This window comes from Paenibacillus dendritiformis (assembly GCF_015845845.1).
Classification (GTDB): domain Bacteria; phylum Bacillota; class Bacilli; order Paenibacillales; family Paenibacillaceae; genus Paenibacillus_B; species Paenibacillus_B dendritiformis_C.
Genome location: NZ_LDIG01000078.1, coordinates 1 through 23,558 on the forward strand (window position 1 = coordinate 1; position 23,558 = coordinate 23,558).

Sequence of the window (23,558 nt, forward strand, 5' to 3'; positions counted from 1 at the left end):
GAGTCTCGTTGCTGGAGCTGTGCCTCTACAAACAAGAGTGTCGAAGCGCCGACAAACAACTTTTGGGCTCGGTAGTCCAATGACTTATCTCGAGTGGAATTCACATGTAACCATTTTAGGCATTGACAAATGACGTTTTGATTCGGTACGTTATCCATAGGAATCTCCTTTGTTGAGGCGTTTTATGGATAACGCTTAGGGTAACTCAACAATAGGAGATTTCTTTATTTTTGTCCACGAATATAGTTCAATAAGTTACAAATATAGAGAATTATAGGGTGAAAATTTTCGTAAAAAGATTGATGCAACGCTAGTGGCTTCTATGCAGGATTTCGCTTCCTCATCACTTTTCCGCCGCATTCTCCGCGGGGATAAGCGAAGAGATGGGATACAGACGCCCGCCCAGCGCGAAGGAAGCGGTGCCCGATTCTTCGGAGACGACAAGCACGAGCGCATCGCTCCGCTCGCTCAAGCCCGCCGCGGCCCGGTGGCGCGTGCCGAATTTGGAGCCGGGAGGGATCGAGCGGGAGAGGGGCAATATATTGCCTGCCGACAGGATTTCGTTCGCGCGGATAATGACGGCGCCGTCGTGAAGCGGGCTGCCCGAGATGAAGATCGACTCGAGCAGAGAGTGGGTCAAGGTCGCGCCGATCGGCGTCCCGGGCTGGATTAGATGGTCGAGCGAGTCCTGCCGCTGCACGACGATCAGCGCTCCAAGTCTTCGCTGCGACAAATGATGGATGCTCAGCGTCAGCTCGGCGTATTTGTCGGTGTAGGGGGATAGGTAACAGTTCAAATAAAATGAAGCCGCCGTCGATTCAAGCGCAATAATGCTTTTGCGGAACTGCTCGAACTGGCCGAGCATGCAGTTGTCTGATTCGTCGAATACTTCCAGGCTCTGCCGGATATCATCGGAGAGCTGCTTGAGCTGCTCCTTCAACTGCTGCTTGACGATGGATAGATCGCAATTTCCCGTGTCCATTTCCTGGCTCCTTGTCTTGCCGATTGTCTTCTTAATGTTAATGTAAACCTTCCCGTAGCTCCTTATACAGAAAAGTTCATCAAAGCCAACCCGTAACGCCCGCCCGCCGATTTCCATACAAGCTCATGATATGATAATTTTATTTCAAAAGATGCGTATCCTTTTTGGCCATTCGGCCGTTTACGTAGTGTAAACGAAAGGAATTAGCAAAGGAGGGCCCCATTCCATGGCCTTTGTGAAATCCGATCTGACCTCTTCTGCAAGCGAGGCGCATGATGCTATCCTGGAGGCGCTGCCTTCGCTGCGGAAATATTGCATGTCCCTGACCGGCTCGCCATGGGATGCGGAGGATCTGGTGCAGGATGCCTGCCTCAAGGCGATCCCCGTATTCCGGCGTTCGGGCGGCAAGCCGCTTCAGACGGAAGCGTATTTGCTGCGGACGGCGAAGCATGCCTGGATCGATCGCATTCGTAAAGATAGAACCGCGCAGCGCCTGCAGCGTCTGCAGACGCTGGAGGACCTCATCGAATTTCCGGATCCCGATGCCGGGATGGAGCTGGAAGCAGCCATGTCTTTGCTGCTGGCCAATTTGTCGCCGCTCCAGCGGACCGTGCTCCTGCTGAGAGAAGGTCTTGGCTATTCTGCGGCGGAGACGTCCGCTCTGCTCCATACGACGGAAGGGGCGGTCAAGTCGGCGCTGCATCGCGCCCGAACCGTCCTGCGGACCGTGCTCCCGGCGGAGGAGGAACGGCTTTCCATTCCCGAAGGGATGGATGACCGGCTGCTGAAGGACTATCTGTCCGCCTTCCGCAGCGGAGACGCCGCCCGCCTCGTCGAATTAGGGCTGCAGGGCGCAGTCGAGCCCGTCGTCTCTCTGCATGCCGTCCTGGGAGGCCGCGCTTGCCGCGGTCAGGGAATGCTTACCAACGGCGTCCGTTCGTCTTCTTGGAGGATGGCGGCCTGACGAGAGGAGCATTCGCATGAATTTTATACCGTATGTGGTCGAGCAGACCAAGGCGGGAGAACGCAGCTACGATATTTATTCCCGTTTGCTGAAGGACCGGATTGTGATGGTATCCGGGGAGATTGAGGATCAGATGGCCAATTCGATTGTCGCGCAGCTGCTGTTCCTGGCAGCGGAGGATCCGGATAAGGACATCCAGATGTATATCAATAGTCCAGGAGGCTCTGTGACGGCCGGGTTCTCGATCTATGACACGATGCAGTTCATCAAGCCGGACGTGTCCACGATCTGCATCGGCATGGCCGCCAGCTTCGGGGCGATGCTGCTGACCGGCGGCGCGAAGGGCAAGCGGATGTCGCTCGCCAACAGCGAAGTGATGATTCACCAGCCCCTTGGCGGGGTACGCGGGCAGGCGTCCGACATCCAGATCCATGCCGAGTGGATACTGAGCACGCGGCGGAAGGTGAACCGGATTTTGTCCGAGCATACGGGTCAGCCGATCGAGCGGATCGAGCAGGATACGGATCGCGATCGCTTCATGGATCCGAAGGAAGCGCTCGCGTACGGGATTATCGACAAGATCATTGCCTAGCGGAGCGCAGGCGGCGAAGCCCTTGGAACCGGTGTGGAGACGGCAATCTCTATCGTCCCGGGTGTCAGGGGCTTCTTGTTGTCTGCGGCGATGCGCAGGCCTTGCGGGAGCAGGCGAAGGATTTTATGATGGAGAGGATTGGAAGCGTTTCGAACACACATTTGACTATGGTGAAATGGGAGTTGAGTTCGGCGATGCAATCTTGCCATCTGCAAGGCAGTGGAATATGGAATGAAGATGCCCTGGTCGCGAACGAGCGGAATCAGGTGTACGGCGTGGTCGATGGAGCGACCTCTCTAATCGGTTATCGGGATGAAGCCGGTTATACGGGCGGTTATCTCGCGGCGCAGCTTCTCGCTGCTCACGCGATGGAGGCGGAAGACGGCATGCCGCTGGAACAGATGGTGATGCAGGCAAATGCAGCGCTGCGGGACAGGATGAGCGAAGCCGGCATCGATATGGCGGACAAGGCGCAGCGGTGGAGCGCGGCATTCGCTCTGTTCCGCGTGCGCGAAGACTGGATTGAATATGTTCAGGCCGGGGACTGCATGCTCTTCGCCAAATACGAAGATGGCACCTATCGGCGGCTGACGCACGATCAAGTGGCGCGGTTCGATCGCGCCCTGCTGCGGAAGCGCCAGGAGGCGCTGGATCTGGGCATTCGCGAACCGGCGGAGATTCTTCGCTATTTGCTGCCGTTCCAGCGCGAGAATCGGTTCAGGGCGAATACCCGCGGCGGATATGCCGTATTGAACGGTGATCCGGAATTGGGGCGAGGCATGGAGACGGGGCGCATCAGCCGTTCCGGGCTGACGGCGATCTATGCGGTCACGGACGGGTTTTTCCACGGCATGGAGGCGGAGGACCAAGCGTGGTCGCACATGCTGGAGGCGATCGACCGCCAAGGTCTGGAAGCTTATGCGAAGCGGCTTATCGAGAGGGAAGAGGCGGATTCGGATTGCGCCGCCTGCCCGCGCCTGAAAATATCCGATGACAAAACCGGCATCGTTTGGACGGATCCCGCGGCCGCGAATGTTCATTGTGAGAAATGATGAGGGAAAAATGAGAGAGCCTGCTTGCCCGCGACCCGTCCGCCATACCGGACCGGGGCGCAAATCCTGGGCTTGCGCGGCTGCAACGCGGCAACCCGCGCACGACTGGCCGCCAGAAGCATTCTGGCGGTTTTGTCATGTCTGGGAGCGGGTGAGCTGTCAAGAGGAGTTTTATGAGAAAAGTCTAATCCGTTTCTCATCGGGCGGCGCAAACGCAACGGGGACCGATTACATTTCATGTTCAAGAAAATAATGTAAAAAAATTATATGTTATGGTGGTTTCAGGTGATGTGCCTAACCCGATTTGAAGGAGGATGTATTTCATTGAAACCAGCCAAGTTCGGTAAAATTCTGATTAGCGTCAGCTTGAGCGTCTCATTTCTGATGTCGGCGAGTGTCATGATGCCGCTGCAGCCGGCGAGTGCCGCTTCCGCCGCCACGAGCAGCGCCAAGGCGAAAAGCATCATTGCCACCGGCAAAAAATATATGGGCGTTCGATATAAATTCGGGGCGAAGTCCGGCATTACGAGCGCATTCGACTGCTCTTCATTCGTTCAATATGTATACAAGAAGCATGGCATCAAGCTGCCGCGTACTTCGAAGCAGCAATCGAAGGTCGGCAAGAAGGTAAGCAAGAGCCAGATGAAGCCGGGAGATTTGGTGTTCTTCTACACCCCGGTTCACCATGTCGCGATTTATATCGGGGATGGGAAAATCCTGCATACTTACGGCAAACCGGGCGTTACGATCTCCAGTCTGAAAGGAAAATGGGGCGAGCGCGTAACGGGGGTTCGCCGCGTCCTGTAACCGGACAAGCTATGATAAGGCCTCCTGAAGATACGAATCTCGTGTCTTTAGGAGGCCTTATTGCGTGTTAATGCCGCTGCTGCGGAGCGGGAGGCAGGCATACCTTGAAGGTGCTTCCTTCGCCGAGGCGGCTATCCACCTCGATGCTGCCCTGGTGGTTGTTCACCAGCTGCTTGGCGATAGACAACCCGAGCCCGGTGCCGCCGGTCGCTCTGGATCGCGCTTTGTCCACCCGGTAGAACCGATCGAATACGTTGCCGATCTCATCGGCAGGAATTCCGATGCCGGAATCGGCGACGGAGAAGCATACGCTTTCCTTGTTCCGCGCCACCTCCACCCGAATCCAGCCTCCCGGGTTCGTGTAGCGGATGGCATTCTCGATCAGGATGATGGCGACCTGGCGGAGCTGGTCCCCGTCCCCGAGCACGTATGCGTCCTTGTCCAGATTGACGCGGAGCGTGATGCCGCGATCCTCGGTCCAGAGCTGATGGATGGCCTGATGTATCGTATCCGAGAGATCGATCCGCTCCCGGCTCGGCGTGATGCTGCCCGTCCGGGCCAGGGTGAGCAATTGCGCGATGAGGCGCTGCATTCGCTGACTTTCCTGATCCAACGCTTCGAGCGAGCGGTTCAGGACATCCGGATTGCTCGTTCCCCAGCGCTTCAGCAGCTTGACGTACCCCCGGAAGGCGGTTAGAGGGGTACGAAGCTCGTGAGAAGCATCCGAGACGAAATTTTTCTCCCGGTCTACCTGTTCTCCCAACTGCACAAGCATATGATTGAGCGTGCGGGCCAGATCATTGAGCTCCCGCGGCGTATCCGGCAACGGAATCCGGTGCTTGAGATCCGGATGATCCTGAATGCGCCGGACGGCGTTCGTGATCGCGAACAAGGGGGACAGATTGCGCTGCGTCACATGGTAGATCAATAGCGATCCGACGGTGGAGCTGATCAGTCCGGTGATGAACAGCACTTGCACCATAATCTGAAGCAGGCGTTCGACATTGTTCAATTGAACGCGAATATGAATCGTCCCTTCTCCGCCGCCCAACGGGTTCCATACAAGCTGATCCCGGAAGAACAGCCCGCTCTTCGCGTTCCACTTCAACGTATCGACCACCCAGTTCAGCTTCACTTCCTGCTGATCCGTATCATAAGCTTCGTACCATCCCCGGGATTGGGCCAGGACCCGGCCGGACGCTTCGATAACCTGTACGTAATAATTCGCATGATCGGGATAGAGCATCTCATCCAGAATATCCTGGTACTGCTTATCTGCGGGCGTCTCCAGCGTATCGATTAATTTGAGCTCGACGGCGGTCAGCTCCCGGCGCGTATCCTGAATGACGGTATGACTGACGGTTCCCATGATGAACAGCCCGATCCAGACGATGACCCCAAGCAAGCTCAGCACATATAACATGGTGGTGCGGAACATTAAGGTGTCCGGCAAAAAACGGAAGGGCTTTTTGGGGCGGGAAAAGAAAGACTTCATCGGAACGACCTCCCATTGCAGCGGCGCGTGCCTTGGCCGAGTCGGCAGAGCCTCGTCCTATGACGATCGCAGCACATAGCCGACTCCGCGCACGGTATGAATGAGCTTCGGCTTGTATGTTCGATCCAGCTTGTTGCGAAGATATCGGATATAGACGTCGACCACGTTCGTCTCGCCGGCGAAATCATAGCCCCACACGTCGGAGAGGAGCTGCTCCCGGCTGACGACTTCGCCTTGATGCTCGGTTAAATAAAGAAGCAGATCAAATTCCCGCTGCGTCAGATCGATCTGTTCGCCCTCGCGCGTGACCAGTCTTTTTTTCACATCGATCGTCAAGCTGTCGACTTGGTACAACTCCGGCGCCGCGGCATGCCATGACGGATGGTGACGGCGCAATACGGTCCGGATTCGCGCCAGCAGCTCCTCGATCTCGAACGGCTTCGTAATGTAATCATCGGCCCCGGTATCGAGGCCGGCGACTTTGTCGCCGATATAATCCCGGGCCGTCAGCAATATGATCGGCACGTCGCTTGTCTTCCGAATGCGGCGGCACACTTCCAAGCCGTTGAGACGGGGAATCATCCAATCCAGGAGGATCAGATTCCACTCCTGCCGCTTGAAATAGTCGAGCGCCTGCTCCCCGTCCTGCGCAACCGTCACATCGTAGCCTTCATGCTGAAGCTCCAACTGAAGGAACTCAGATACATTATGTTCATCTTCCACGAGCAGAATCGAAGTGCTTGTCATGGCATCACCACATTTCCCCTGTTTGCCCTTATTATGTCCGGACCGCCGGCAATCATGCCGACCCGAACCGAAAGAAAAAGCATCGAAGGGCGGAGGATAACGATAAGAGACAGAGCGGAAATCCGCATGCCGGGAAGGCGGAAAACTTGCAGAAAAGGGAGGCGTTCCCGTGTCTGCAGCGTTGTTAGGATTCGGGAAATCATTATGCTAAAATGAGAAAAAAGAAGATGAACCCATGATATGGAGTGGAGAAGGGGGTATGCATATGGATCAACCTCAATCGAGGATGAGCAAGTTCAAACTGTTCTTTTTAAACAACCGCTTCGTGCTGTTTTTGCTGATTATGCTGCTGGTCGGGCTCAACATCTTCCTGCTGACGAAGATCTCGTTCGTCTTCCATCCAGTGCTGGTCTTGATCAAAACCGTCCTGCTGCCGGTCATTCTGGCAGGCGTGTTATATTATTTGTTTAACCCGATCGTAGATTATTTACAGGAAAAAGGAGTGAAGCGGGTCATTACGATCCTGCTCCTTTATCTCCTTATTTTGGGACTGCTTACGATCGTCGTCCTGGCCGTGATTCCGGTCATCCGCCATCAGGTGATGGAGCTGGTCTCGAACTTCCCGGCTTTCTCGGCTCATATCGAGACGCTGTTGACGGACCTGATCGGCAGCGATTATGTTCAGCGCTTCCAGCAGACCATCGATCTCGATACATCGAAGCTGATCAATACGATAACGGAGCGCGCCACCAGCCTGTTGAATAACACATGGTCGAGCATCGGCGGATTCGTCGGGGCGGTGACAGAGACCATTCTCGCCTTGGTGACCGTGCCGTTCATCTTGTTCTACCTGTTGAAGGATGGGAAGAAGCTCCCTTCTTATATTCTCGGGTTCGTGCCGACAGCGCTGCGCAAGCAGACCGATCAGGTAATGACGGAGATGAATCATCAGATCAGCTCCTATATCCGGGGACAGATTATTATCAGCTGCTGTATCGGAATGCTTCTCTACATCGGCTATCTCATTATCGGCCTCGATTATTCGCTTATTCTGGCGATTATTGCGGCCTGCACGAGCATCGTTCCTTATCTGGGGCCGGCGATAGCGATTACGCCCGCGCTCATCGTGGCGCTTGTTACTTCGCCGATCATGCTGTTGAAGATGATTGCGGTTTGGACGGTCGTCCAGTTGATCGAAGGCAAGTTCATTTCCCCGCAAATTATGGGCAAAACGCTGCGGATTCATCCGATCACGATTATCTTCGTCATTCTGACCGCTGGCAATCTGTTCGGCGTCGTCGGCATCATCCTGGCCGTGCCCGGATATGCGGTGCTGAAGGTCGTGGCGACGCACTTGTTCCGCTGGTTCCAAGCCCGCTCGCATCTGTACGACGGGCCTCCTGCGGGATCGGATCCGACCGTTAAGAGGTAGCCGGTCCTCACGCGGCACGCCATCCCCGCCGGCAGAAGTAGACCAGTGCGCATCATGGCGACTGGTCTACGATGCATCGGCGAAGGCTATGGATGAGGGAGGACGGGAACGGCAGGCGGGAGCACCTCCGATACGGTTTTGAACGCAACCTGCTGCTCGTTCATCTCTAGCATCTGGTCTTTCAGGATAGCTGCCGTAATATGTCCCGCGGTTCCGACATGCCCGATGGCGATACATGTATTGTGGTGATTCAAATGCGCCCGCATCCGCATGAACTGCTTCTTAATGGCCGACGGTTTGTGAACGTCATCCAGGAAAATATGGTTCTCCATCGAGGGAATATTCACTTCTTTTGCCACTTTGGCGACGACGCTCCGATAGTTCGTATGGCTATCCAGGAAATAGATGCTCCGTTCTTTGCATGCTTCCAATATGATTCGCATCACTCTCGGTTCAACCGTCACTTTGGAGCCCATATGGTTGTTCATCCCGACCGCATGGGGCACATCGTCGATCGCGGCATGCACCCGCCTCCGAATCTCGTCCTCGCTCAGATCGATCGTAATCGCTCCCGGCCCCAACCAAGCTTTTTTGCCTGCCAAGGCTTCCATCGGCATGTGTACGATCACTTCATGACCGGCCGCATGCGCCCGTTGCGCGTCACTCTTCGTATACTTCAAAAATGGCATGACCGCGACGGTCACTTTGAAGGGAAGCTCCATGATCTGCTGCGTTCCGCGCCCGTTATTGCCGAAATCATCGATAACGATGACGGCCGTTTTCTGAGGATTGGCCGCTGCCGTTCGGGGGAGGAGGCAGATAATGAGCGCCAGCATTATGATGTACCGGCAGCCTGCCGCATTTAATGGGAATCGTTTCATCAACTCACACATCCTATCGGTACATTCCTTTCTAGGTTGCGTAGGCTTACAAATTTCAGTCTGGTATTTTTTCGCAGCATCAAAACAAGGGGTATCAAAACAACGGGTATGGAGAACTTAAAGGCAGTGCAAATACGATCTTCCCTCAATAGATGTAAGAAATACTGCCAAGGAGATGCGAAATGGTAAGGAAAACGATGTTCATCATGCTGTCGCTATGCTGCATATGGATTACGGCGGTTGCAGAGGCCGCTTCTTCCAGCGAAAAGGATGCAGAAGACGTGATAGGCTATATCCAGCAGCTTTTCCAGGACAGGACGAAATTTTTGATACATCCGCAGGAACAAGCGACTCGTCATCACTACGCCGACTCCGGCAGCAGCCGGCACGCGCTTCGACATGAAGTGGAGCGAGCCGCGTATATTCATGCATGGGCTGAACGAAGAGGTGTGGAATTCACTCACGCCGACAGCGATGTCCGGGTGATTCGGGCCAAGGTAAGGGGAAATATGGCAACCGCCTCCATCGTCGAATCTTTGCGGCTGGATTATATCTATACACACAGCGTTGTTCGGCCCCAGTCGTTCGGAATCGGCACCCGCCATGCCATCACGCTGACGAAGGAGGACGGCCAGTGGAAGGTGCTGCGGGAATGGTACCTGGACCCGCTGGAGGAGAACCCGAAGCTCATTCCCGAGTCCGACGATATGATGCTAAGACCGCAGCCGCAGCTGAAGCAGCCATCCAATGATGCCGATCGGCCCTCCGCGCAATCGGATACGAAGCGCAAGCCGAGATATAACCGGCAGAAAGCCGTCGAATATGCCAATAAATACGCTGGAGCCGCCTGGGGAGCGGGCAACAAGCACCGATATAACCCGAAGTACCGGGATTATACAGGCCTTGGCGGCGACTGCACCAACTTCGCCTCCCAATGCATCGGCGATCCGCAGGAAGGCGGCGGCTTGAAAATGAGAGGCGGCTGGCATTATTTTATGTTCAACGGGGGATCCCGGACATGGGTCCAAACCGATGCCTTCAAAAATTTCCTGCTGCACGGCGGTTATGGCAAGATGATCGCCAAAGGCAAATTCAGCGATATCGTCAAGCCGTCCGCAAAGCATCCGGCAGGAGCGATTGCAAAGCTGCAGCCCGGGGATCTGATCGGTTACGACTTTAACGGCGATGTGGATCATTTCTCGGTCGTCGTCGGATTCGATGATTTCGGCTATCCGTTGGTTAACTCGCATACCGCCGATCGGTACCGCGTTCCCTTCGACTTGGGCTGGGATCGGAATACGAATTACTTGTTGATCCATATCCGCGACTAATCGAAGCGCCGTCTGTTGAACATAACCCGGCCCGTCCAATCATACAATGGGAGGACAAGGTTGGAATGGTCGGGTGATGGAAAATGAAGCTGCCAGTCATGAATCCGGCTGCCCTGCGGACAGGCGCTATCCTCGTCGGCAAGGTCATTGGCTTAGCGGGGAGAGCGACGCTGTCCCGCTTTCTTGGCGCCGAGGGCGTCGGATTATATCAGCTCGCCTATTCATGCTATGGTATTTTTCTCATGATCATTACCGGAGGGCTGCCTACGGCATTGGCCTTATTTACCGCCAAGCATCCGGCCAGAGGGTGGGCCGCTTTTCGCACGCTCTCCGTACTCCTCGCGTTGGCCGGTGGCGCTGCCAGCCTCCTGATGTATATGCAGTCCGAACATATTGCCGCCCTTCTCGGGAACCCGGATGTGGAAGCCGCGATCCGCTGCCTGGCTCCTGCTTTGCTGGCCGTTCCGATGCTGCAACTCCTCCGGGGGTATATGCAAGGAACGGAGCGGTACGGAGCACTCTCCTTTTCGGAGATAACGGAGCAGGCCGTCCGCGTCGGGTCGCTGGTGATTCTTGTCCTTTTGTTCGCATCCGAAGGGACGGCCACCGCTTTGGGGGCCGGATTGGCGGGAACGACGGCGGGAGCGATGTCCGCCTTCCTGCTGCTTCTGGTTTGTGTCGCGGCGAGGCGATCCCTTCCCGCAGGCTCTATTGAATCCCGTTCGCCGGTCCGGAGCGAAGTCCGCTCGATTATCCATGCATCGATGGCGATTGGCTTCACGAGGCTGCTGGTGCCCGCCTCGGATTTCATCGATTCGCTGCTCATTCCGCGCCGGCTTCAGACAGCGGGTTACACCCTCCCGGAAGCGACATCCATTTACGGCGTCATTACGGGAATGGCGGTCATCGTCGCTTATATGCCGACGATCGTAACGGCCGCCATCTCGTATACGATGACGATGAAGCTGGCCTCTTATTTTCAGCAGGGAGAGTTGAGAGCCTACCGTGTCATGGTCCGGAGGATGCTTCAGTTCTGCTGGACATGGGGCTTGTTAAGCGGCATGTTTCTGTTGTTATTCGCGGCTCCGTTGGCACATCTGTTGTTCCATACCCCCGAGGCGGCGGCACCGATTCGCTACTTCGCGGTTCTCCCGCTTATCGTCGGTATTCGCGAGTTGACGACGAGTATTTTATGGACCCAAGAGAAGAAAAATGTTCCCTTCATGGGCCTGCTGAACGGAATCGCCTTCTCGACGGCCTTGCTGTTCTTCCTGCTGGCCATACCCGGATTCGGATATGAGGCGGCGTCTATTGGCATTCTGGCGCTGGAAGGGGTCGCGGTGTTCTGCAATCTCTACGCGCTCCATCGAATGCGGGCCAATCTGTTCGCCTGGAGATGGATCGGGTGGGAAGCGTTATTTTGCCTCCTGAGTTTAGTCCTTTTCTTGTTCGTCTTTCCATCAGGTCAAGGGACGGCATCGCTGTGGCCGGCGGTGGGCCATATGCTGATCTATTGGCTCGGAGCGGGGAGCGTTCTCCTCGTGCGGGCAAAGTCCTTCATGAATTAAATGCTCACGGCGAACGACTTCATTCCGGCGGGAAAGGGGACGCTCTTTTACTTCGTCCGGGCTGCCAGGGAGATGAAACAATGGATTTACATAAGGAGAAAAGTTGGTATAATAAAAGTGAGTAAACACTCACTCATATTATTGGAGGGATGGTGAATCCTTTGAGAAACGCAATTGCCGTCCACCGGGTAAGCAAGCGATATGGCAAGAAGGTCATTCTAGCTGATGTGGATATGACCGTGGCCGACGGAGAGATCTACGGGTTGATCGGCCCTTCGGGGGCAGGGAAGACCACTCTGGTGAAGCTGATCGTCGGCATGGACTCCGCCTCGCAGGGGGAGATCGAGGTCGAAGGCGTCCGGATACCGAACCTGGGGATGCTGCAGCGAATCGGGTATATGGCCCAGTCGGACGCCCTCTACCCGGAGCTGACAGGGAAGGAGAATCTGGATTTTTTCGCAACCCTCTTCGGCCTTTCCAAAAAGAAGCGGGCAGAACGGATTGCCTATGCGGCTGATCTGGTTCAACTCACTCCCCATTTGACCAAAAAAGTGATGGCGTATTCCGGCGGCATGAAGCGCCGGCTGTCGCTGGCGATTGCGCTCGTTCACGATCCGCAGGTGCTCGTGCTCGATGAACCGACGGTTGGCATCGATCCGGAGCTCCGATTATCGATCTGGAATGAGCTGTACCGCCTGAAGGAGCAAGGCAAATCGATACTGGTGACGACGCATGTCATGGACGAAGCGGAAAAATGCGACCGGCTGGCGATGATGAGGGAAGGGCGCATGCTGACCTGCGGCTCGCCTGCTGAATTGAAGGGCCGCTTCGGCATTCACAGCCTGGAGGAAATATTTATTAAGGCAGGGGGAAGGGACGCATGAGAATGGGAGCCCTGGTTAGACGGATTGGCCAGCAGATGATGCGCGACAAACGGACCTTGGCGCTTATGATGGCGGCGCCCCTGCTTATTTTGACGCTCGTTCACTTCTTGTTCACCGGCGATTCCGGCGCGAATCCGAAGCTTGCGGTGATCGGCGCGGATGAAGCGGCGGTGGAGGCGCTGCGGGAGATGGAGATCGAACCGATTGTCTATCCTGGCGAAGCCGAAGCGAAAAAGCTGCTGGCCGATGAGGATCTCGACGGCGTGCTGCAGTGGCAAGGGGAGGAGGCCGGCCTTACGCTGCGGAATGAGGATCCGGCCTCCGCCAAAGCGCTGCAGATGAAGGTGATGCAGACGCTGGCGGCACAGGCGGCGAAGCAGCAAGCGGAACGGCTGGCTCACTTGGTGCAAGGAAAGGTTGAGGTTCCGGAAGCGAGCCCTGTCGGCAAAGCCGAACCGAAGCTTGCGATCGATTATATGTACGGCGATGCCGAGACCTCGTTCTTTGATGTGTTAAGTCCGATACTTGTCGGTTTCTTCGTCTTCTTCTTTGTCTTCCTCATCTCGGGAATCGCCCTGCTGCGGGAACGGACGACCGGCACGCTGGACCGGCTGATGTCGACGCCAGTTCGCCGCAGCGAGATTGTATTCGGCTACTTGTTGGGCTACGGACTGTTTGCCGTTATTCAGACGCTTATCGTCGTCTTTTATTCGGTCAAGGTGCTCGGAATTGTGATGGCGGGCAGCCTGGGGATCGTTATTCTCATTAATTTGCTGCTCGCGCTGGTCGCTTTATCGCTGGGGATATTGCTGTCGGCCTTCGCCAACTCGGAATTCCAGATGGTGCAGTTCATTCCGCTCGTCGTCGTTCCCCAAGTTTTCTTCGCGGGCATTTTTCCGGTGGACGGCATGGCGGATTGGCTGCAGGCGGTTGCGCGGATTATGCCGATGTATTATGGAGGGGATGCGCTGCAAGCTGTCATGTATAAAGGGATGGGACTGTCTGATATTTACTTCGATCTTGTCGTGCTGCTTGGGTTCGCGCTCGTCTTCATCGTGCTGAACATTGCCGTGCTGCGGAAGTACCGCAAAATATAAATGGAATCGGGAAAAGCCGCTGCGGATCGTATCTGCGGCGGCTTGCTTTTTGGATCAAGGGGTCAGCGCCTTCATCAGGAAGGAAATCGTGGCTTCCCGTTCCTGCTCGTCATTCCACTCTGCTTGCTCCTTCTCGATAAAGAGGGATCTAGCCAGCACATATCCGATAATGACCGAAGCCGTGAGCCGGATAACCGTGCCGGTCGGCAGCTCGACCAGCTTCCCCTCGGCCTGGAAGCGGCGGATGATCTTCTCGACACGTTCCTTCACCTGGGAGACGATAATCTCCTGCAGTTGGGCCTGCAGATCGGGGTGGAAGGGAAGCTCCTGCAGCACAATACGGACCAAGCTCATATTTTGATGCAAAAAATCGATGCGGTTCTCGATGAAGACCCGCAAAAATTGATCGTAGCTCTCATATTCCGTGTCCAACACGTCCTTGAACTCGCGCAGCACAAACGGGGCAATGAGCTTCACGATGGAAGGGGCCACGATGGAGAGGAGCAAATCCTTCTTCGTCTTGTAATGACGGAAGATGGTGCCTTCCGCCACGCCGGCGCGCTGCGCAATCTCACTCGTCGAGGAGGCGGCAAAGCCCTTTTGCGCAAAAACCTCAATCGCTGCCTTCACGATCCGCTCCTGCTTCTCGGTCATCTTCGCATTGGCATCGGCGTCCAGCAGCTCTTCAATCCAAGGCTCGGTCATAGGTTCAATGGCAACTCCTTATTTCCTTCGTTCCGTGTCACGTTACCGTTAGCTTATCACAAAGCAATAGGATTGTTAATTGCAGAAGCGCCCTCTTCCGTTCGGGAGAGGGCGAGATTATGGCGCATGTCCCATGATTAGGGCCAATGGCGCCTGCTATTCCGGTACTGGTGCTGCTGCTTCCACTTTGTCCTCGACAATGACTTCAATCCGGCGAATGCGGTTCTTGCTCATCTCGCGGATGATCATGCGGACATGCTTACAACGCAATTCCTTGCCGCGGTGCAGCTCGGTGAAATGATTGAATATCCAGCCCCCGAAGGTGTCCACTTCCGCATTCTCGATCTCAAGTCCGGTCAAATGGCAGAACTCGTGCAGCGGCACAAGGCCGTCAAGCAGATAGCATCCTTCATCCAACACTTCGATTTCCCGGCGCTCATCGGTATCGAACTCATCCCGAATCTCGCCGACGATTTCTTCCAATATATCTTCTATCGTAATAATCCCCGATGTTCCGCCGTATTCATCCACGAGCAGGGCCATATGCATATTTTCCTGCTGCATCCGCGTCAGCAAGGTCTTGACCGGTATCGCCTCGGGCACGGTAAGAATCGGGTGAATCAATGCTCGGAAATCAAATTCCTTCTCCCGGTCATATTCCAGGAATAACTGCTTCGTGTTGATCATGCCGATGATGTTGTCTTTGGAGCCGGTCGCCACCGGGAAGCGGGTGTACTGCTCCTTGCGGATAATCTCCAGATTTTGCTCCAACGAATAGTTCGTATATACGCAGGCCATATCCGTACGCGGAACCATAATCTCCTTCGCCAACAGCTCATCGAAGGCGAAGATGCGGTTCACATAGCCGTATTCGGCCTTGTTGATTTTCCCGCTCTGCAGGCTCTCGGACAGGATAATCTGAATCTCTTCCTGGGTATGGGCTTCCTCATGCTCGCTGGCCGGCTTCAGCCCGAATGTCCGGATCAGCAGGTTCGCAGAGCCGTTGAGAAGCCAGATGAATGGGTACATCAATTTGTAAAAGAATATGATCGGCTTCGCCGCCAGCAAGGTGATCGCTTCGGCCTTCTGAATGGCCAGCGTCTTCGGCGCGAGTTCGCCGACGACCACGTGGAGGAAGGTCACGGACAAAAACGCAATGGCATAAGACAGCACATGGCTGACATTGCCGCTGATATTCATGTCCGTCAACCATGGGAGCAGCATCGCTTCCACGGTCGGCTCGCCCAGCATCCCGAGTCCTAACGCCGTAATCGTAATTCCCAACTGACAGGCTGACAGATATCCATCCATGTTGCTAGTGACTTGCTGAACGGCGAGCGCTTTCTTATGGCCTTCCAGCACAAGCTGATCCACTCTGCTGGAACGCAGCTTCACGATAGCGAACTCCGTCGCCACAAAGAACGCGGTCAGCATAATCAGTACGGCAATCATGAATAGATTCAATCCTATACCCATATAATGTTGTCTCATCCCTTTATCATCAGATTTAAGTTCTTATGAACTAATTTTACGAACTTTACCTTGGATATACAACTGGCGGCAGGGCTCATTTGGGGGGAATCGGTCCGGTTTACGTCCATCGAGGGGCGCGCGGGATGCCATTCCCTTCGTTTTTCGGCTCTTTACAAGCAATTTTGAACAGTGCTATATTAGGTTCATATGAACTTTTGCAAGGCAAGGAGGGGAGCAGATGGAGTCCTTCACGCTGACCCGCAAAGAAATGTCGTCTCTGTTGCTCTCGCTGCAAGGGGGGCAGCGCCAGTCGCCGTTGGCCATTCTCCAGGCCGCATGGACGCATAGTCACGGCAGCGCGGGAGCGGCGGCGGCTTCGATGCAGGCGATCTTGTCGCTGGATATGCCGCATATTATCAAGAAATTGATTCAGGGCCAGCCGTTTGCCGGGTTCTCGCTCCAAGAAATCGCAGATCTGGGCCATTTAATAGAGCATTCGAACATTTCGATTACATCGATTCAGAATTGGGTGAAGCGCGATTTCAAAGAGCATTTCGCCAGTATTAAGGAGGGGCGCAAATACTCGGTAAATCAAGCGGCGCTCATGTTCATGATCGACGATTTGAAGTGCACGCTCGATTTCGTATCGATTCGCACCCTGTTCGATTCCTTGTTCCAAGAACGGCACGGAGGGATCGAGCCGATTCAGGTCTATCATGCGTACGCCGGCATGTTCGAGGAATTGGATGCGAACAATGACCAGTTGTTCGACGTGGCGGGACATGCTTCGGCCGGGGCCGCTCCGGATGCGCTGCTGGAGCAGCTCGTCAAGACGACGGCCGACCGCAAGGCGCAAGAGTGGGCGCTATCGGATTCCTGCCGGAAGGCAGTCAGCAACTGCCTGGTCATCGCCGTTTTGTCTGTCCAGGCCTCCTACTTGCAGGATATCGCGAAGCGGTATTACACCGCCAACGTGTTCCTGCAATTCGAATCGTGAAGCCATCCCGGGAGGAGAAAGAGATCGTTGCTTCCATCCGGGATGACGAGCGCAAGCATAACCGCATGTTCCGTCAGATTTACCGCGACTTTACGGGGCGGGAGGCGCAGAATGCAGACGGCGCAGCGTTCGCCATGCCGCAATCGTATACGGAAGGGCTGAAGCAAGCCTTGTTCGGCGAACTGAAGGCCGTCGAAAACTATCGCGATATTCGGCGCTGCCTGCCGCAGGGCAAATATAGAGATATGCTGTTCGAGATCATTACCGACGAATTGAGGCATTCCGCGAAGTACAATTATTTATTCACGGTCAATGTCAAGTGAGGGACCATTGACAGGATGAGAAAGCGGCATTATAGTAAGTAGTAATCTAACGACGCGGCCAGGGTGGCCGAATACGGTTCGCTCTGCGCTGAGCCGTTTTTCTTTTCGCGATTGGTAGTAGTTAGATACATAACTCCGTAAGGAGATGTTAATCCAAAAGAAGGGATGTGCCGCATGGAGGAGGTATTCAAGGAGCTGCAGAAGCTCGGTTTTTCTCCGTATGAATGCAAAGCTTATATCGGGCTGTTGAAGGTTCACCCGGTGACGGGCTATGAGATCAGCAAGCGATCCGGCGTGCCCCGCTCGATGATATACGAGGTGCTGGGGAAATTGATGGACAAGGGGGCTGTTCATCTCGTGCCTTCCGATCCGGTCAAATATTCACCGGTCCCTTCGAGCGAGCTCATTGATCGGCTGCGGAACCAATTTGAGCAATCCTTTTCTTTGCTGGAACAAAAGCTGCCGCTGCTTCAGCGGGAGCGGGACATGGATGTCATCTGGCATATCCGCAGCGATGAACTGGTGCTGAAGGAAATGGCCGACATGATCGGGAGGGCGGAGGACGAGCTGTGGCTGTCCGTCTGGGAGCCGCAGGTGCCCGTCGTTCAAGAAGCGGTGGACACGCATCTTCGGGACGGAGTCCAGGTGTTTTCCGTACTCTTCGGAGCCCCGGAAGCCCGCATCGGGACGACCTTCCATCACGATTATATGCCGCCGGAAGTGGTCAAGGATCGGGCGGGAGGGCGCTTGACCATCGTCTCCCGTGACGGTGAGGAGGTGCTCATCGCGAATTTTTCCGGCGACGCCGCCTCCTGGGCGGTCCGGACGCATGACCCGGTGCTCGTGCTGGTGGCGACCGAGTATATCCGGCATGACATCATGATTGAAGAGATTACGGCCGTCTTCGGCGCGGAGAAGCTGGATGCGCTGTGGCGGAATCATCCTGCGCTCTACCATGTCGTTACCGGACAACGGTATGGAGAGCAAGGTCGGACAGAGGAGGGGCCATGAACCAACAATATGTGAATGCGCCTGCAACGAGGAGCGAACCGTTTCTGCTGGGGGTGAAGGACTGCCTTCCCACCGTGTTGGGATATTTGAGCATCGGCTTTGCAGCGGGGGTGGTGGAGAAGACGGCAGGCATGTCTTTGGCCGAAATCGCCCTGCTGTCCCTATTTTTGTATGCGGGCTCCGCTCAATTCATCGTTGCCGGCATGCTTGCCTCCGGAAGCCCCGCGTTTGCCATTATTTTTACTGTATTTTTTGTCAATTTGCGCCATCTGTTAATGAGCGCGGCGATGTCGCCTTATTTCCGCCATCTGCCGGCTTGGAAAAATATTCTGATCGGATCCCAGTTGACCGATGAGACCTTCGGCGTCGCCGTGACGAAGCTGACGGGGCGGACGCAGGGAAGTTTCCCGTGGATGCTCGGACTGAATGTGACTGCTTATCTGAATTGGCTCGTCGCCAATCTCGCCGGCGGCATATTCGGACACTGGATCGCCGCGCCGGAGAAGTACGGCTTGGATTTTGCCCTGCCGGCCATGTTCATCGGCCTGTTCATGCTGCAATTGCTGGAACGGTCCAAGTATCGGGTCGATCTGGCGGTCGCAGGCTGCGCCGTGGCGGCAGCCATTGCCGGCACGATGTTCCTGTCCAAGAGCGCAGGCGTCTTAATCGCCATTATTATCGCGGCAAGCGTAGGGGTGTGGATAGAAAAATGGAAGTAAGATGGAGTTTTCTCTTGATGCTGGCGGGCGCGGCGCTCGTTACCTTGATACCGCGGGTGCTGCCGCTTATCGTCCTGAGCAAGAAGCCGCTGCCGGAATGGGGACAGAATTGGCTGAGCCATATCCCGATCGCGGTCATGTCGGCGCTGCTGGCTCAGGAGGTGTTCGTGGGCAGCGAAGGCGGCTTCCTGCTGCCGCTCATTGCCGCGGCGGCCTCATTCGCCGCCGCATACTTCACCCGGAGCCTGCTCATTACCGTCGTTACCGGGATGGCAGCCGTTGCGCTGCTCCGCTATGCCGCCTCCTTGCTGTAGGCAGAGCTGGCCGCGGGAATGCGGCGAGCGCACAAGGCCGCTCGCCGCTTATGCGCCGGGCTCCTGCTTCGGCTGCCGGGCGTCTTCGCTGGCGAGAAAGAAGTTATACGCCTCTTCGAACAGCTCGAGCAGCTCAGGCTCCAGAGGATACATCCCGACCTGCGCGGATTGCTCCGGGCACTTCCGGATTTCCCATAGCTTATCGAGAAATTCCGCTTCTCCCGGAAATGCTTCCTCGGTCTTCTCGGCAATTCTTCGAATAATACGCTGCACCTGAGGCGAATCCGGTCCCGTATCCATATGTTTGCGGAGTTGGGCGATAAGCCCGAGCCATTCCAGCGAATCGGGATCGCTGCCATCCACTCGCGGCAGGCGCGACATCAGCTTCTGCTCATGCTCCTGGAAGAGGAGCTTGCGGTATTTCCGGCGTGTCTCTTGACTGCGCCCGGACAGTTGAATCAGCTTCTGAATCGCATTGCCCTTCGCATCTCCTTCGACAGCCATGCTGTGAATGAGCTCGCGCAGATGTATTTCCATCTGCTTCAGCTTCTCTTGCTCCTCCAGCACATAGGCCAACTGATTGTTCAGACTGGCCGACCAATCCAGGTCATGGATGGCGAGCATCTCATCAATCTCCTGCAAGCGAAAACCCATCTGCTTCAAAAATTGAATATGCTTCAATCTCATCAAATCCTCATCCGAATAGAGCCGATGCCCGCCGGGCGTCTTCCCCGCCGGATTCAAGAGCCCGATTTGGTCGTAATAGCGGAGCGTGCGGACGGTAATGCCGGTCGTCTTGGTCACCTCTTGAATCGGAATCACGATAATCCCACCTTCATTGGATGATGTCTCCTTATTATACAAGATGACGCTGCGTCAGTTTCAAGTCCCGTTTATGACATATCGCCGGCAGGGGCCGCGGGATTTCCCTTGACATTTGTAGTTGTCAGGCATATAGTTGTTTAGACAACTGCATGAATTTTCATGATCGAAAGGAGGCTGCCGGATTGACCGAAGAGAACCGTCTGTTCCGTTCCATCGGCTTCGTGATGGGCATGACCTACCGCAAGGTGTCGACCCTGTTCCAGCACCGCTTGAAGAAGTACGACATTACGCCGGAGCAATGGACCATCCTGTATCAGATTAGCCGGGCCGACGGCCTGATCCAAAAAGACATTGCCGAGCGATCGGGCAAGGATAAGCCGACGACGACGCGGATTCTCGATCATCTGGAAACGAAGGGATTCGTGTTCAAGACACCGGGAGAGCATGATCGCCGTTCCTTTCTCGTCCGCATTACCGAGCGGGGGAAGGCGCTGATCGAGCAAACATCGCCCATCGAGCAGCAAATGATTCACGACATCAAGCAGTGTATGTCGGAACAGGAATATGAACGGCTCATCGAGCTTCTTCTCCGCGTCAACAGCCATGTGAACGAATTAGCAGACAGAGAATAAGGAGAGAGACACTTGATGAAGGAACCATCAACACCGCTTTGGACCAAATCGTTCCTTTCGTTAACGATTTGTTCGTTTTTATTGTTTCTAAATTTGCAAATGCTGCTGTCTTCCTTTCCCGCGTATGTGAAAAATGAATTCCATGCCGGGGATGTGACCGTCAGCTTGGTCACCAGTGTGTTCGCGGCCTCCGCGATCGCGACCCGCTTCATTACGGCCGCACTGATGCGGAGGATGAAGCGCAGCGTCATCTTGTACATCGGCCTTGCCGCCGCCGCGGTCACGACCGCCCTCTATGTCGCGGCCGATTCCGTCGGCTCCCTCCTGCTGATGCGGGTCGGATACGGCATCGGGTTCGGCATGGGCAGCACCATTATCCCCACGATGGTCTCCCAGATTATTCCGCTGCCCCGGATGGGTGAAGGGATCGGATACTTCGGGTTATCGACCAGCCTTGCCATGTCCATCGGGCCGATGATCGGACTCAATGTCATGAAGCAAGCCGGATTTGGCACGCTCGCCATGATCGGAACGGCGACCGTGGCGCTCATTTTTCCGATTCTGCTGTTGACACGTTCGATCCCGCCCGAACGCCGGCCTCCCCGGGCAGCAGAGGCGTCCCGGAAGAAGGGGCCCTTCAATCCGAAGCTGCTGTTCCCGGCTCTGCTGAATGTGATTCTGTCCGTTACCTACAGCGGACTGCTCGGCTTCATTGCCCTGTTCGGCGAAGCGGTGCATCTGGAGCAGGTCGGGCTGTTCTTCTTGTTCAACGCCGTCACGATCATCATGATCCGGCCGATATCCGGCCGGGTTTTCGACAGCAGAGGCCATGCGGCCGTGCTGATCCCGGCGGCCGTCTGTGTGATCGCCAGCTTGGCGATATTGTCGTATACGGCCTCGATCCCGCTGCTGATCGTATCCGCCCTGCTGTACGGGCTCGGGTTCGGGGCGATTCAGCCGACGATTCAAGCCTGGATGATCCGGCTCGTGCCGAAGGAGCAATACGGCATGGCGAACAGCATGTTCTACAACTCGACCGATCTCGGGGTCGCCGCAGGAGCCCTTCTGCTGGGGGCTATCTCGGCCGCTGCGGGCTATGCCGTCATGTACCGGTATTCCGCCGGCTTCATGATCTTGTTCCTGTTTGTCTACGCGATGGCGCAGGCGGCAGCGATGAGGCAGCGGAGCAAAGCGGATCTGTCGGCGTAAGCGCACAGCCTGTCATCTTTGCCAAAGGAAGCCGTTCCGGAAGACAACGCCCTTTTCCGGAGCGGCTTTTTTGCCTTATGCGGCGATCATGTCCGGATGGCCCGGTGGATCCGCCTGGGCCCGCTGGCGAATGATCCCGTCCGGGGGTATAGTTAGAGGACAAAGAGAAGGGGAGGAGGGTATGCGTGAATGATTTGAAAATCGACGCTCCTCATTAGCCGGGGGAGCTGTCTGACCTGCATTTGCCGAACGGCATGCTATATGACGAGGATGTGTGCCGCGAAGGACGGATCAAGGCTTGCGCTATCGAACGGCAGAACGCGGATCGAGTCACGTTCGACAAGGCGGTATTGCGGAATGTCATGTTTGCGGAGACCGCTCTGTCCAGGATGGAGATGACCGACGTCATTCTCGAACGATGCGATTTGTCGAACATCGATTTCAGCGGGGCCATTATTCACCGCGCCGAATTCCGACATTGCAAGCTTGTCGGCATCGACTTGATGGAGGCGACGCTCCGCAATGTGCGGTTCATCGGCTGCAATGCCAGCTACGCGAATTTCCGGTTCGCGAATATGAAGCAGGTTCACTTTCAGGAATGCTTGCTGGTTCATGCGGATTTATACCGCTCGACCGTCCTGCAGACGCATTTCGAGAACTGCGATCTCGATCAGGCGCAATTGTCCGGGACGAAGCTGGCCGGCATCGATCTGAGCGCGTGCACGTTCACGGCGCTTGGGGCCGGTCTGGAAGACTTGCAGGGCTGCATCATCTCTCCGGAGCAAGCCGCTGTCTTCGCCGCCCAGTTCGGCCTGAGGATTAAGGAGTAGCGGGGGAAGCAGTCTCTCAAGCCTCTATGTCCAGCCGCATAAACGGCTTCTCGGCCGGTCTCTCCAGCTCTTTGCCGGTAATCGGTAAGCAAGATGTTATCCCCCTTGCCGGAACGGCATCATGGCATACATGCGCCGGATTCAACTCCAGCCGGAATATTCCCGGCTCCGGAGCATATATAATTAAATGAGACGGAAAAGGAGGGAACCGCCCATGACGGAGAAGAAGCCCGCACCCAAACCGCCTGCCGAAAAAGAAAAACCGCCTGCCAAGCCGCATCATGTTCAGACTTGTCTTCACCCGATCGTGCAGCCTGCCTATGTGAATCATCAACCGGCCGCGTGCACGCCGATATGCACGACGCCGGCCGTGCCGCAGCCAACCGATTACGTGACTTGCCTGGATCCGGTATTCCTGGATCATCTGAGCCGGCATCAAGGGCAGCGGATAACCGTCCGGACGACCGTAGAGACGCTGGAAGGCGTATTGGCCAGCGTCGCGGTCGATCATATTCAGTTGAATCGGCATGACAAGGCGTTCCATATCCGGACCGCGCAGATTGTCTATTTCGAGGGGCTGCCGATATCGTATTTATGAAGAACAATGCTTAATAAGAAGGACAAAAAGGCTCCCGGCGGGGCCTTTAATCATGAATAATATGGTTGGGGACAAGCTGTGCGCAGCCAA

General features: G+C 55.6%; 25 protein-coding genes. 18 read left to right on the forward strand and 7 right to left on the reverse strand.

Annotated elements, in window-relative coordinates; all coding sequences use genetic code 11:
- Positions 1-343: 343 nt before the first annotated feature.
- On the reverse strand, positions 344-982 hold the full coding sequence (cdaS, locus tag ABD76_RS05575; protein WP_197254963.1) for a sporulation-specific diadenylate cyclase CdaS: 639 nt from the start codon (positions 980-982) through the stop codon (positions 344-346).
- A gap of 226 nt (positions 983-1,208) precedes the next feature.
- On the opposite strand from cdaS, the gene ABD76_RS05580 reads away from it, so the two are divergent.
- The 4 genes from ABD76_RS05580 to ABD76_RS05595 all read left to right on the forward strand — a co-directional run bounded on the left by ABD76_RS05580 (position 1,209) and on the right by ABD76_RS05595 (position 4,397).
- Positions 1,209-1,946: an RNA polymerase sigma factor gene (locus tag ABD76_RS05580; RefSeq protein WP_197254966.1), complete on the forward strand. Its 738-nt coding sequence runs from the start codon at positions 1,209-1,211 to the stop codon at positions 1,944-1,946.
- A 16-nt stretch (positions 1,947-1,962) separates the two neighbouring features.
- On the forward strand, positions 1,963-2,538 hold the full coding sequence (gene clpP / locus ABD76_RS05585) for an ATP-dependent Clp endopeptidase proteolytic subunit ClpP (protein WP_197254968.1): 576 nt from the start codon (positions 1,963-1,965) through the stop codon (positions 2,536-2,538).
- A gap of 194 nt (positions 2,539-2,732) precedes the next feature.
- Positions 2,733-3,590 carry a protein phosphatase 2C domain-containing protein gene (locus ABD76_RS05590; RefSeq protein WP_197254970.1) on the forward strand — a complete coding sequence of 286 codons (858 nt, stop codon included), beginning with the start codon at positions 2,733-2,735 and terminating at the stop codon, positions 3,588-3,590.
- 384 nt (positions 3,591-3,974) lie between these two features.
- A complete protein-coding gene (locus ABD76_RS05595; RefSeq protein WP_242069398.1) occupies positions 3,975-4,397 on the forward strand; it encodes a C40 family peptidase in 423 nt (140 codons plus the stop codon).
- A gap of 67 nt (positions 4,398-4,464) precedes the next feature.
- Here the strand turns inward: ABD76_RS05595 and ABD76_RS05600 are convergent, their stop codons facing one another.
- Together ABD76_RS05600 and ABD76_RS05605 are read right to left on the reverse strand one after the other, a co-directional pair.
- On the reverse strand, positions 4,465-5,892 hold the full coding sequence (locus tag ABD76_RS05600) for a sensor histidine kinase (RefSeq protein ID WP_197254974.1): 1,428 nt from the start codon (positions 5,890-5,892) through the stop codon (positions 4,465-4,467).
- A gap of 57 nt (positions 5,893-5,949) precedes the next feature.
- Positions 5,950-6,639 (reverse strand): response regulator transcription factor, encoded by a 690-nt coding sequence (locus ABD76_RS05605; protein WP_197254976.1) that lies wholly within the window; start codon positions 6,637-6,639, stop codon positions 5,950-5,952.
- A 265-nt stretch (positions 6,640-6,904) separates the two neighbouring features.
- On the opposite strand from ABD76_RS05605, the gene ABD76_RS05610 reads away from it, so the two are divergent.
- The gene (locus ABD76_RS05610; protein ID WP_197254978.1) at positions 6,905-8,071 is read left to right on the forward strand and encodes an AI-2E family transporter; all 1,167 of its coding nucleotides are present in this window, start codon (positions 6,905-6,907) and stop codon (positions 8,069-8,071) included.
- Between the two features lie 86 nt (positions 8,072-8,157).
- Here ABD76_RS05610 and ABD76_RS05615 read toward each other — a convergent pair whose 3' ends face one another.
- A complete protein-coding gene (locus ABD76_RS05615; protein ID WP_242069393.1) occupies positions 8,158-8,952 on the reverse strand; it encodes a divergent polysaccharide deacetylase family protein in 795 nt (264 codons plus the stop codon).
- Positions 8,953-9,134: 182 nt separating this feature from the next.
- Here ABD76_RS05615 and ABD76_RS05620 point away from each other — a divergent pair, with 182 nt between their 5' ends.
- The 4 genes from ABD76_RS05620 to ABD76_RS05635 all read left to right on the forward strand — a co-directional run bounded on the left by ABD76_RS05620 (position 9,135) and on the right by ABD76_RS05635 (position 13,832).
- Positions 9,135-10,283 carry an amidase domain-containing protein gene (locus ABD76_RS05620; RefSeq protein WP_197254980.1) on the forward strand — a complete coding sequence of 383 codons (1,149 nt, stop codon included), beginning with the start codon at positions 9,135-9,137 and terminating at the stop codon, positions 10,281-10,283.
- An 83-nt stretch (positions 10,284-10,366) separates the two neighbouring features.
- The gene (locus ABD76_RS05625) at positions 10,367-11,851 is read left to right on the forward strand and encodes an oligosaccharide flippase family protein (protein ID WP_197254982.1); all 1,485 of its coding nucleotides are present in this window, start codon (positions 10,367-10,369) and stop codon (positions 11,849-11,851) included.
- Between the two features lie 161 nt (positions 11,852-12,012).
- Positions 12,013-12,735 carry an ABC transporter ATP-binding protein gene (locus ABD76_RS05630; RefSeq protein WP_197254984.1) on the forward strand — a complete coding sequence of 241 codons (723 nt, stop codon included), beginning with the start codon at positions 12,013-12,015 and terminating at the stop codon, positions 12,733-12,735.
- Positions 12,732-13,832: an ABC transporter permease gene (locus tag ABD76_RS05635; RefSeq protein WP_197254987.1), complete on the forward strand. Its 1,101-nt coding sequence runs from the start codon at positions 12,732-12,734 to the stop codon at positions 13,830-13,832. The genes ABD76_RS05630 and ABD76_RS05635 overlap by 4 nt, the downstream gene beginning before the upstream one ends.
- A gap of 54 nt (positions 13,833-13,886) precedes the next feature.
- Here the strand turns inward: ABD76_RS05635 and ABD76_RS05640 are convergent, their stop codons facing one another.
- Both ABD76_RS05640 and ABD76_RS05645 read right to left on the reverse strand, forming a co-directional pair.
- Positions 13,887-14,537, reverse strand: coding sequence for a TetR/AcrR family transcriptional regulator (locus tag ABD76_RS05640; RefSeq protein ID WP_197254989.1), 651 nt, complete (start codon positions 14,535-14,537; stop codon positions 13,887-13,889).
- 156 nt (positions 14,538-14,693) lie between these two features.
- Positions 14,694-15,989, reverse strand: a complete 1,296-nt coding sequence (locus ABD76_RS05645) for a hemolysin family protein (RefSeq protein ID WP_242069394.1) — start codon at positions 15,987-15,989, stop codon at positions 14,694-14,696.
- A gap of 259 nt (positions 15,990-16,248) precedes the next feature.
- Between ABD76_RS05645 and ABD76_RS05650 the strand changes: the two genes are divergently transcribed.
- From ABD76_RS05650 to ABD76_RS05670, 5 genes are all read left to right on the forward strand, one after another.
- A complete protein-coding gene (locus tag ABD76_RS05650; RefSeq protein WP_197254993.1) occupies positions 16,249-17,007 on the forward strand; it encodes a DUF1836 domain-containing protein in 759 nt (252 codons plus the stop codon).
- Entirely contained in the window at positions 17,004-17,330 is a 327-nt protein-coding gene (locus ABD76_RS05655; RefSeq protein WP_197254995.1) for a ferritin-like domain-containing protein, read from the forward strand. The genes ABD76_RS05650 and ABD76_RS05655 overlap by 4 nt, the downstream gene beginning before the upstream one ends.
- A gap of 174 nt (positions 17,331-17,504) precedes the next feature.
- Positions 17,505-18,341: a TrmB family transcriptional regulator gene (locus ABD76_RS05660; protein ID WP_197254997.1), complete on the forward strand. Its 837-nt coding sequence runs from the start codon at positions 17,505-17,507 to the stop codon at positions 18,339-18,341.
- The gene (locus tag ABD76_RS05665) at positions 18,338-19,060 is read left to right on the forward strand and encodes an AzlC family ABC transporter permease (RefSeq protein WP_197254999.1); all 723 of its coding nucleotides are present in this window, start codon (positions 18,338-18,340) and stop codon (positions 19,058-19,060) included. The genes ABD76_RS05660 and ABD76_RS05665 overlap by 4 nt, the downstream gene beginning before the upstream one ends.
- On the forward strand, positions 19,051-19,374 hold the full coding sequence (locus tag ABD76_RS05670; protein ID WP_197255001.1) for an AzlD domain-containing protein: 324 nt from the start codon (positions 19,051-19,053) through the stop codon (positions 19,372-19,374). Before ABD76_RS05665 ends, ABD76_RS05670 begins: the two co-directional genes overlap by 10 nt.
- A gap of 48 nt (positions 19,375-19,422) precedes the next feature.
- On the opposite strand, the gene ABD76_RS05675 is transcribed toward ABD76_RS05670, so the two are convergent.
- Positions 19,423-20,196, reverse strand: a complete 774-nt coding sequence (locus ABD76_RS05675) for a MerR family transcriptional regulator (protein WP_197255003.1) — start codon at positions 20,194-20,196, stop codon at positions 19,423-19,425.
- A 185-nt stretch (positions 20,197-20,381) separates the two neighbouring features.
- Here ABD76_RS05675 and ABD76_RS05680 point away from each other — a divergent pair, with 185 nt between their 5' ends.
- The 4 genes from ABD76_RS05680 (at position 20,382) to ABD76_RS05695 (ending at position 23,468) form a co-directional block, all read left to right on the forward strand.
- Complete coding sequence (locus ABD76_RS05680) at positions 20,382-20,831, forward strand: MarR family winged helix-turn-helix transcriptional regulator (RefSeq protein ID WP_242069395.1); 450 nt, start codon at positions 20,382-20,384, stop codon at positions 20,829-20,831.
- A gap of 15 nt (positions 20,832-20,846) precedes the next feature.
- Entirely contained in the window at positions 20,847-22,040 is a 1,194-nt protein-coding gene (locus tag ABD76_RS05685) for an MFS transporter (protein WP_197255008.1), read from the forward strand.
- A 242-nt stretch (positions 22,041-22,282) separates the two neighbouring features.
- Positions 22,283-22,870: a pentapeptide repeat-containing protein gene (locus ABD76_RS05690; protein ID WP_197255010.1), complete on the forward strand. Its 588-nt coding sequence runs from the start codon at positions 22,283-22,285 to the stop codon at positions 22,868-22,870.
- Between the two features lie 214 nt (positions 22,871-23,084).
- Positions 23,085-23,468, forward strand: a complete 384-nt coding sequence (locus ABD76_RS05695; RefSeq protein WP_197255012.1) for a DUF2642 domain-containing protein — start codon at positions 23,085-23,087, stop codon at positions 23,466-23,468.
- The last annotated feature ends 90 nt before the right edge of the window (positions 23,469-23,558 follow it).

What these genes read in the sequence shown, in the direction of transcription:
- ABD76_RS05590 (WP_197254970.1), top strand. Translation starts at nt 2,733, where the DNA reads ATGCAATCTTGCCATCTGCAAGGCAGTGGAATATGGAATGAAGATGCC.
- ABD76_RS05615 (WP_242069393.1), bottom strand. Translation starts at nt 8,952, where the DNA reads ATGAAACGATTCCCATTAAATGCGGCAGGCTGCCGGTACATCATAATG.
- ABD76_RS05625 (WP_197254982.1), top strand. Translation starts at nt 10,367, where the DNA reads ATGAAGCTGCCAGTCATGAATCCGGCTGCCCTGCGGACAGGCGCTATC.
- ABD76_RS05595 (WP_242069398.1), top strand. Translation starts at nt 3,975, where the DNA reads ATGTCGGCGAGTGTCATGATGCCGCTGCAGCCGGCGAGTGCCGCTTCC.
- ABD76_RS05600 (WP_197254974.1), bottom strand. Translation starts at nt 5,892, where the DNA reads ATGAAGTCTTTCTTTTCCCGCCCCAAAAAGCCCTTCCGTTTTTTGCCG.
- ABD76_RS05640 (WP_197254989.1), bottom strand. Translation starts at nt 14,537, where the DNA reads ATGACCGAGCCTTGGATTGAAGAGCTGCTGGACGCCGATGCCAATGCG.
- ABD76_RS05645 (WP_242069394.1), bottom strand. Translation starts at nt 15,989, where the DNA reads ATGATTGCCGTACTGATTATGCTGACCGCGTTCTTTGTGGCGACGGAG.
- clpP (WP_197254968.1), top strand. Translation starts at nt 1,963, where the DNA reads ATGAATTTTATACCGTATGTGGTCGAGCAGACCAAGGCGGGAGAACGC.
- ABD76_RS05685 (WP_197255008.1), top strand. Translation starts at nt 20,847, where the DNA reads ATGAAGGAACCATCAACACCGCTTTGGACCAAATCGTTCCTTTCGTTA.
- ABD76_RS05605 (WP_197254976.1), bottom strand. Translation starts at nt 6,639, where the DNA reads ATGACAAGCACTTCGATTCTGCTCGTGGAAGATGAACATAATGTATCT.
- ABD76_RS05665 (WP_197254999.1), top strand. Translation starts at nt 18,338, where the DNA reads ATGAACCAACAATATGTGAATGCGCCTGCAACGAGGAGCGAACCGTTT.
- cdaS (WP_197254963.1), bottom strand. Translation starts at nt 982, where the DNA reads ATGGACACGGGAAATTGCGATCTATCCATCGTCAAGCAGCAGTTGAAG.
- ABD76_RS05580 (WP_197254966.1), top strand. Translation starts at nt 1,209, where the DNA reads ATGGCCTTTGTGAAATCCGATCTGACCTCTTCTGCAAGCGAGGCGCAT.
- ABD76_RS05620 (WP_197254980.1), top strand. Translation starts at nt 9,135, where the DNA reads ATGGTAAGGAAAACGATGTTCATCATGCTGTCGCTATGCTGCATATGG.
- ABD76_RS05660 (WP_197254997.1), top strand. Translation starts at nt 17,505, where the DNA reads ATGGAGGAGGTATTCAAGGAGCTGCAGAAGCTCGGTTTTTCTCCGTAT.
- ABD76_RS05635 (WP_197254987.1), top strand. Translation starts at nt 12,732, where the DNA reads ATGAGAATGGGAGCCCTGGTTAGACGGATTGGCCAGCAGATGATGCGC.
- ABD76_RS05610 (WP_197254978.1), top strand. Translation starts at nt 6,905, where the DNA reads ATGGATCAACCTCAATCGAGGATGAGCAAGTTCAAACTGTTCTTTTTA.
- ABD76_RS05695 (WP_197255012.1), top strand. Translation starts at nt 23,085, where the DNA reads ATGACGGAGAAGAAGCCCGCACCCAAACCGCCTGCCGAAAAAGAAAAA.
- ABD76_RS05650 (WP_197254993.1), top strand. Translation starts at nt 16,249, where the DNA reads ATGGAGTCCTTCACGCTGACCCGCAAAGAAATGTCGTCTCTGTTGCTC.
- ABD76_RS05670 (WP_197255001.1), top strand. Translation starts at nt 19,051, where the DNA reads ATGGAAGTAAGATGGAGTTTTCTCTTGATGCTGGCGGGCGCGGCGCTC.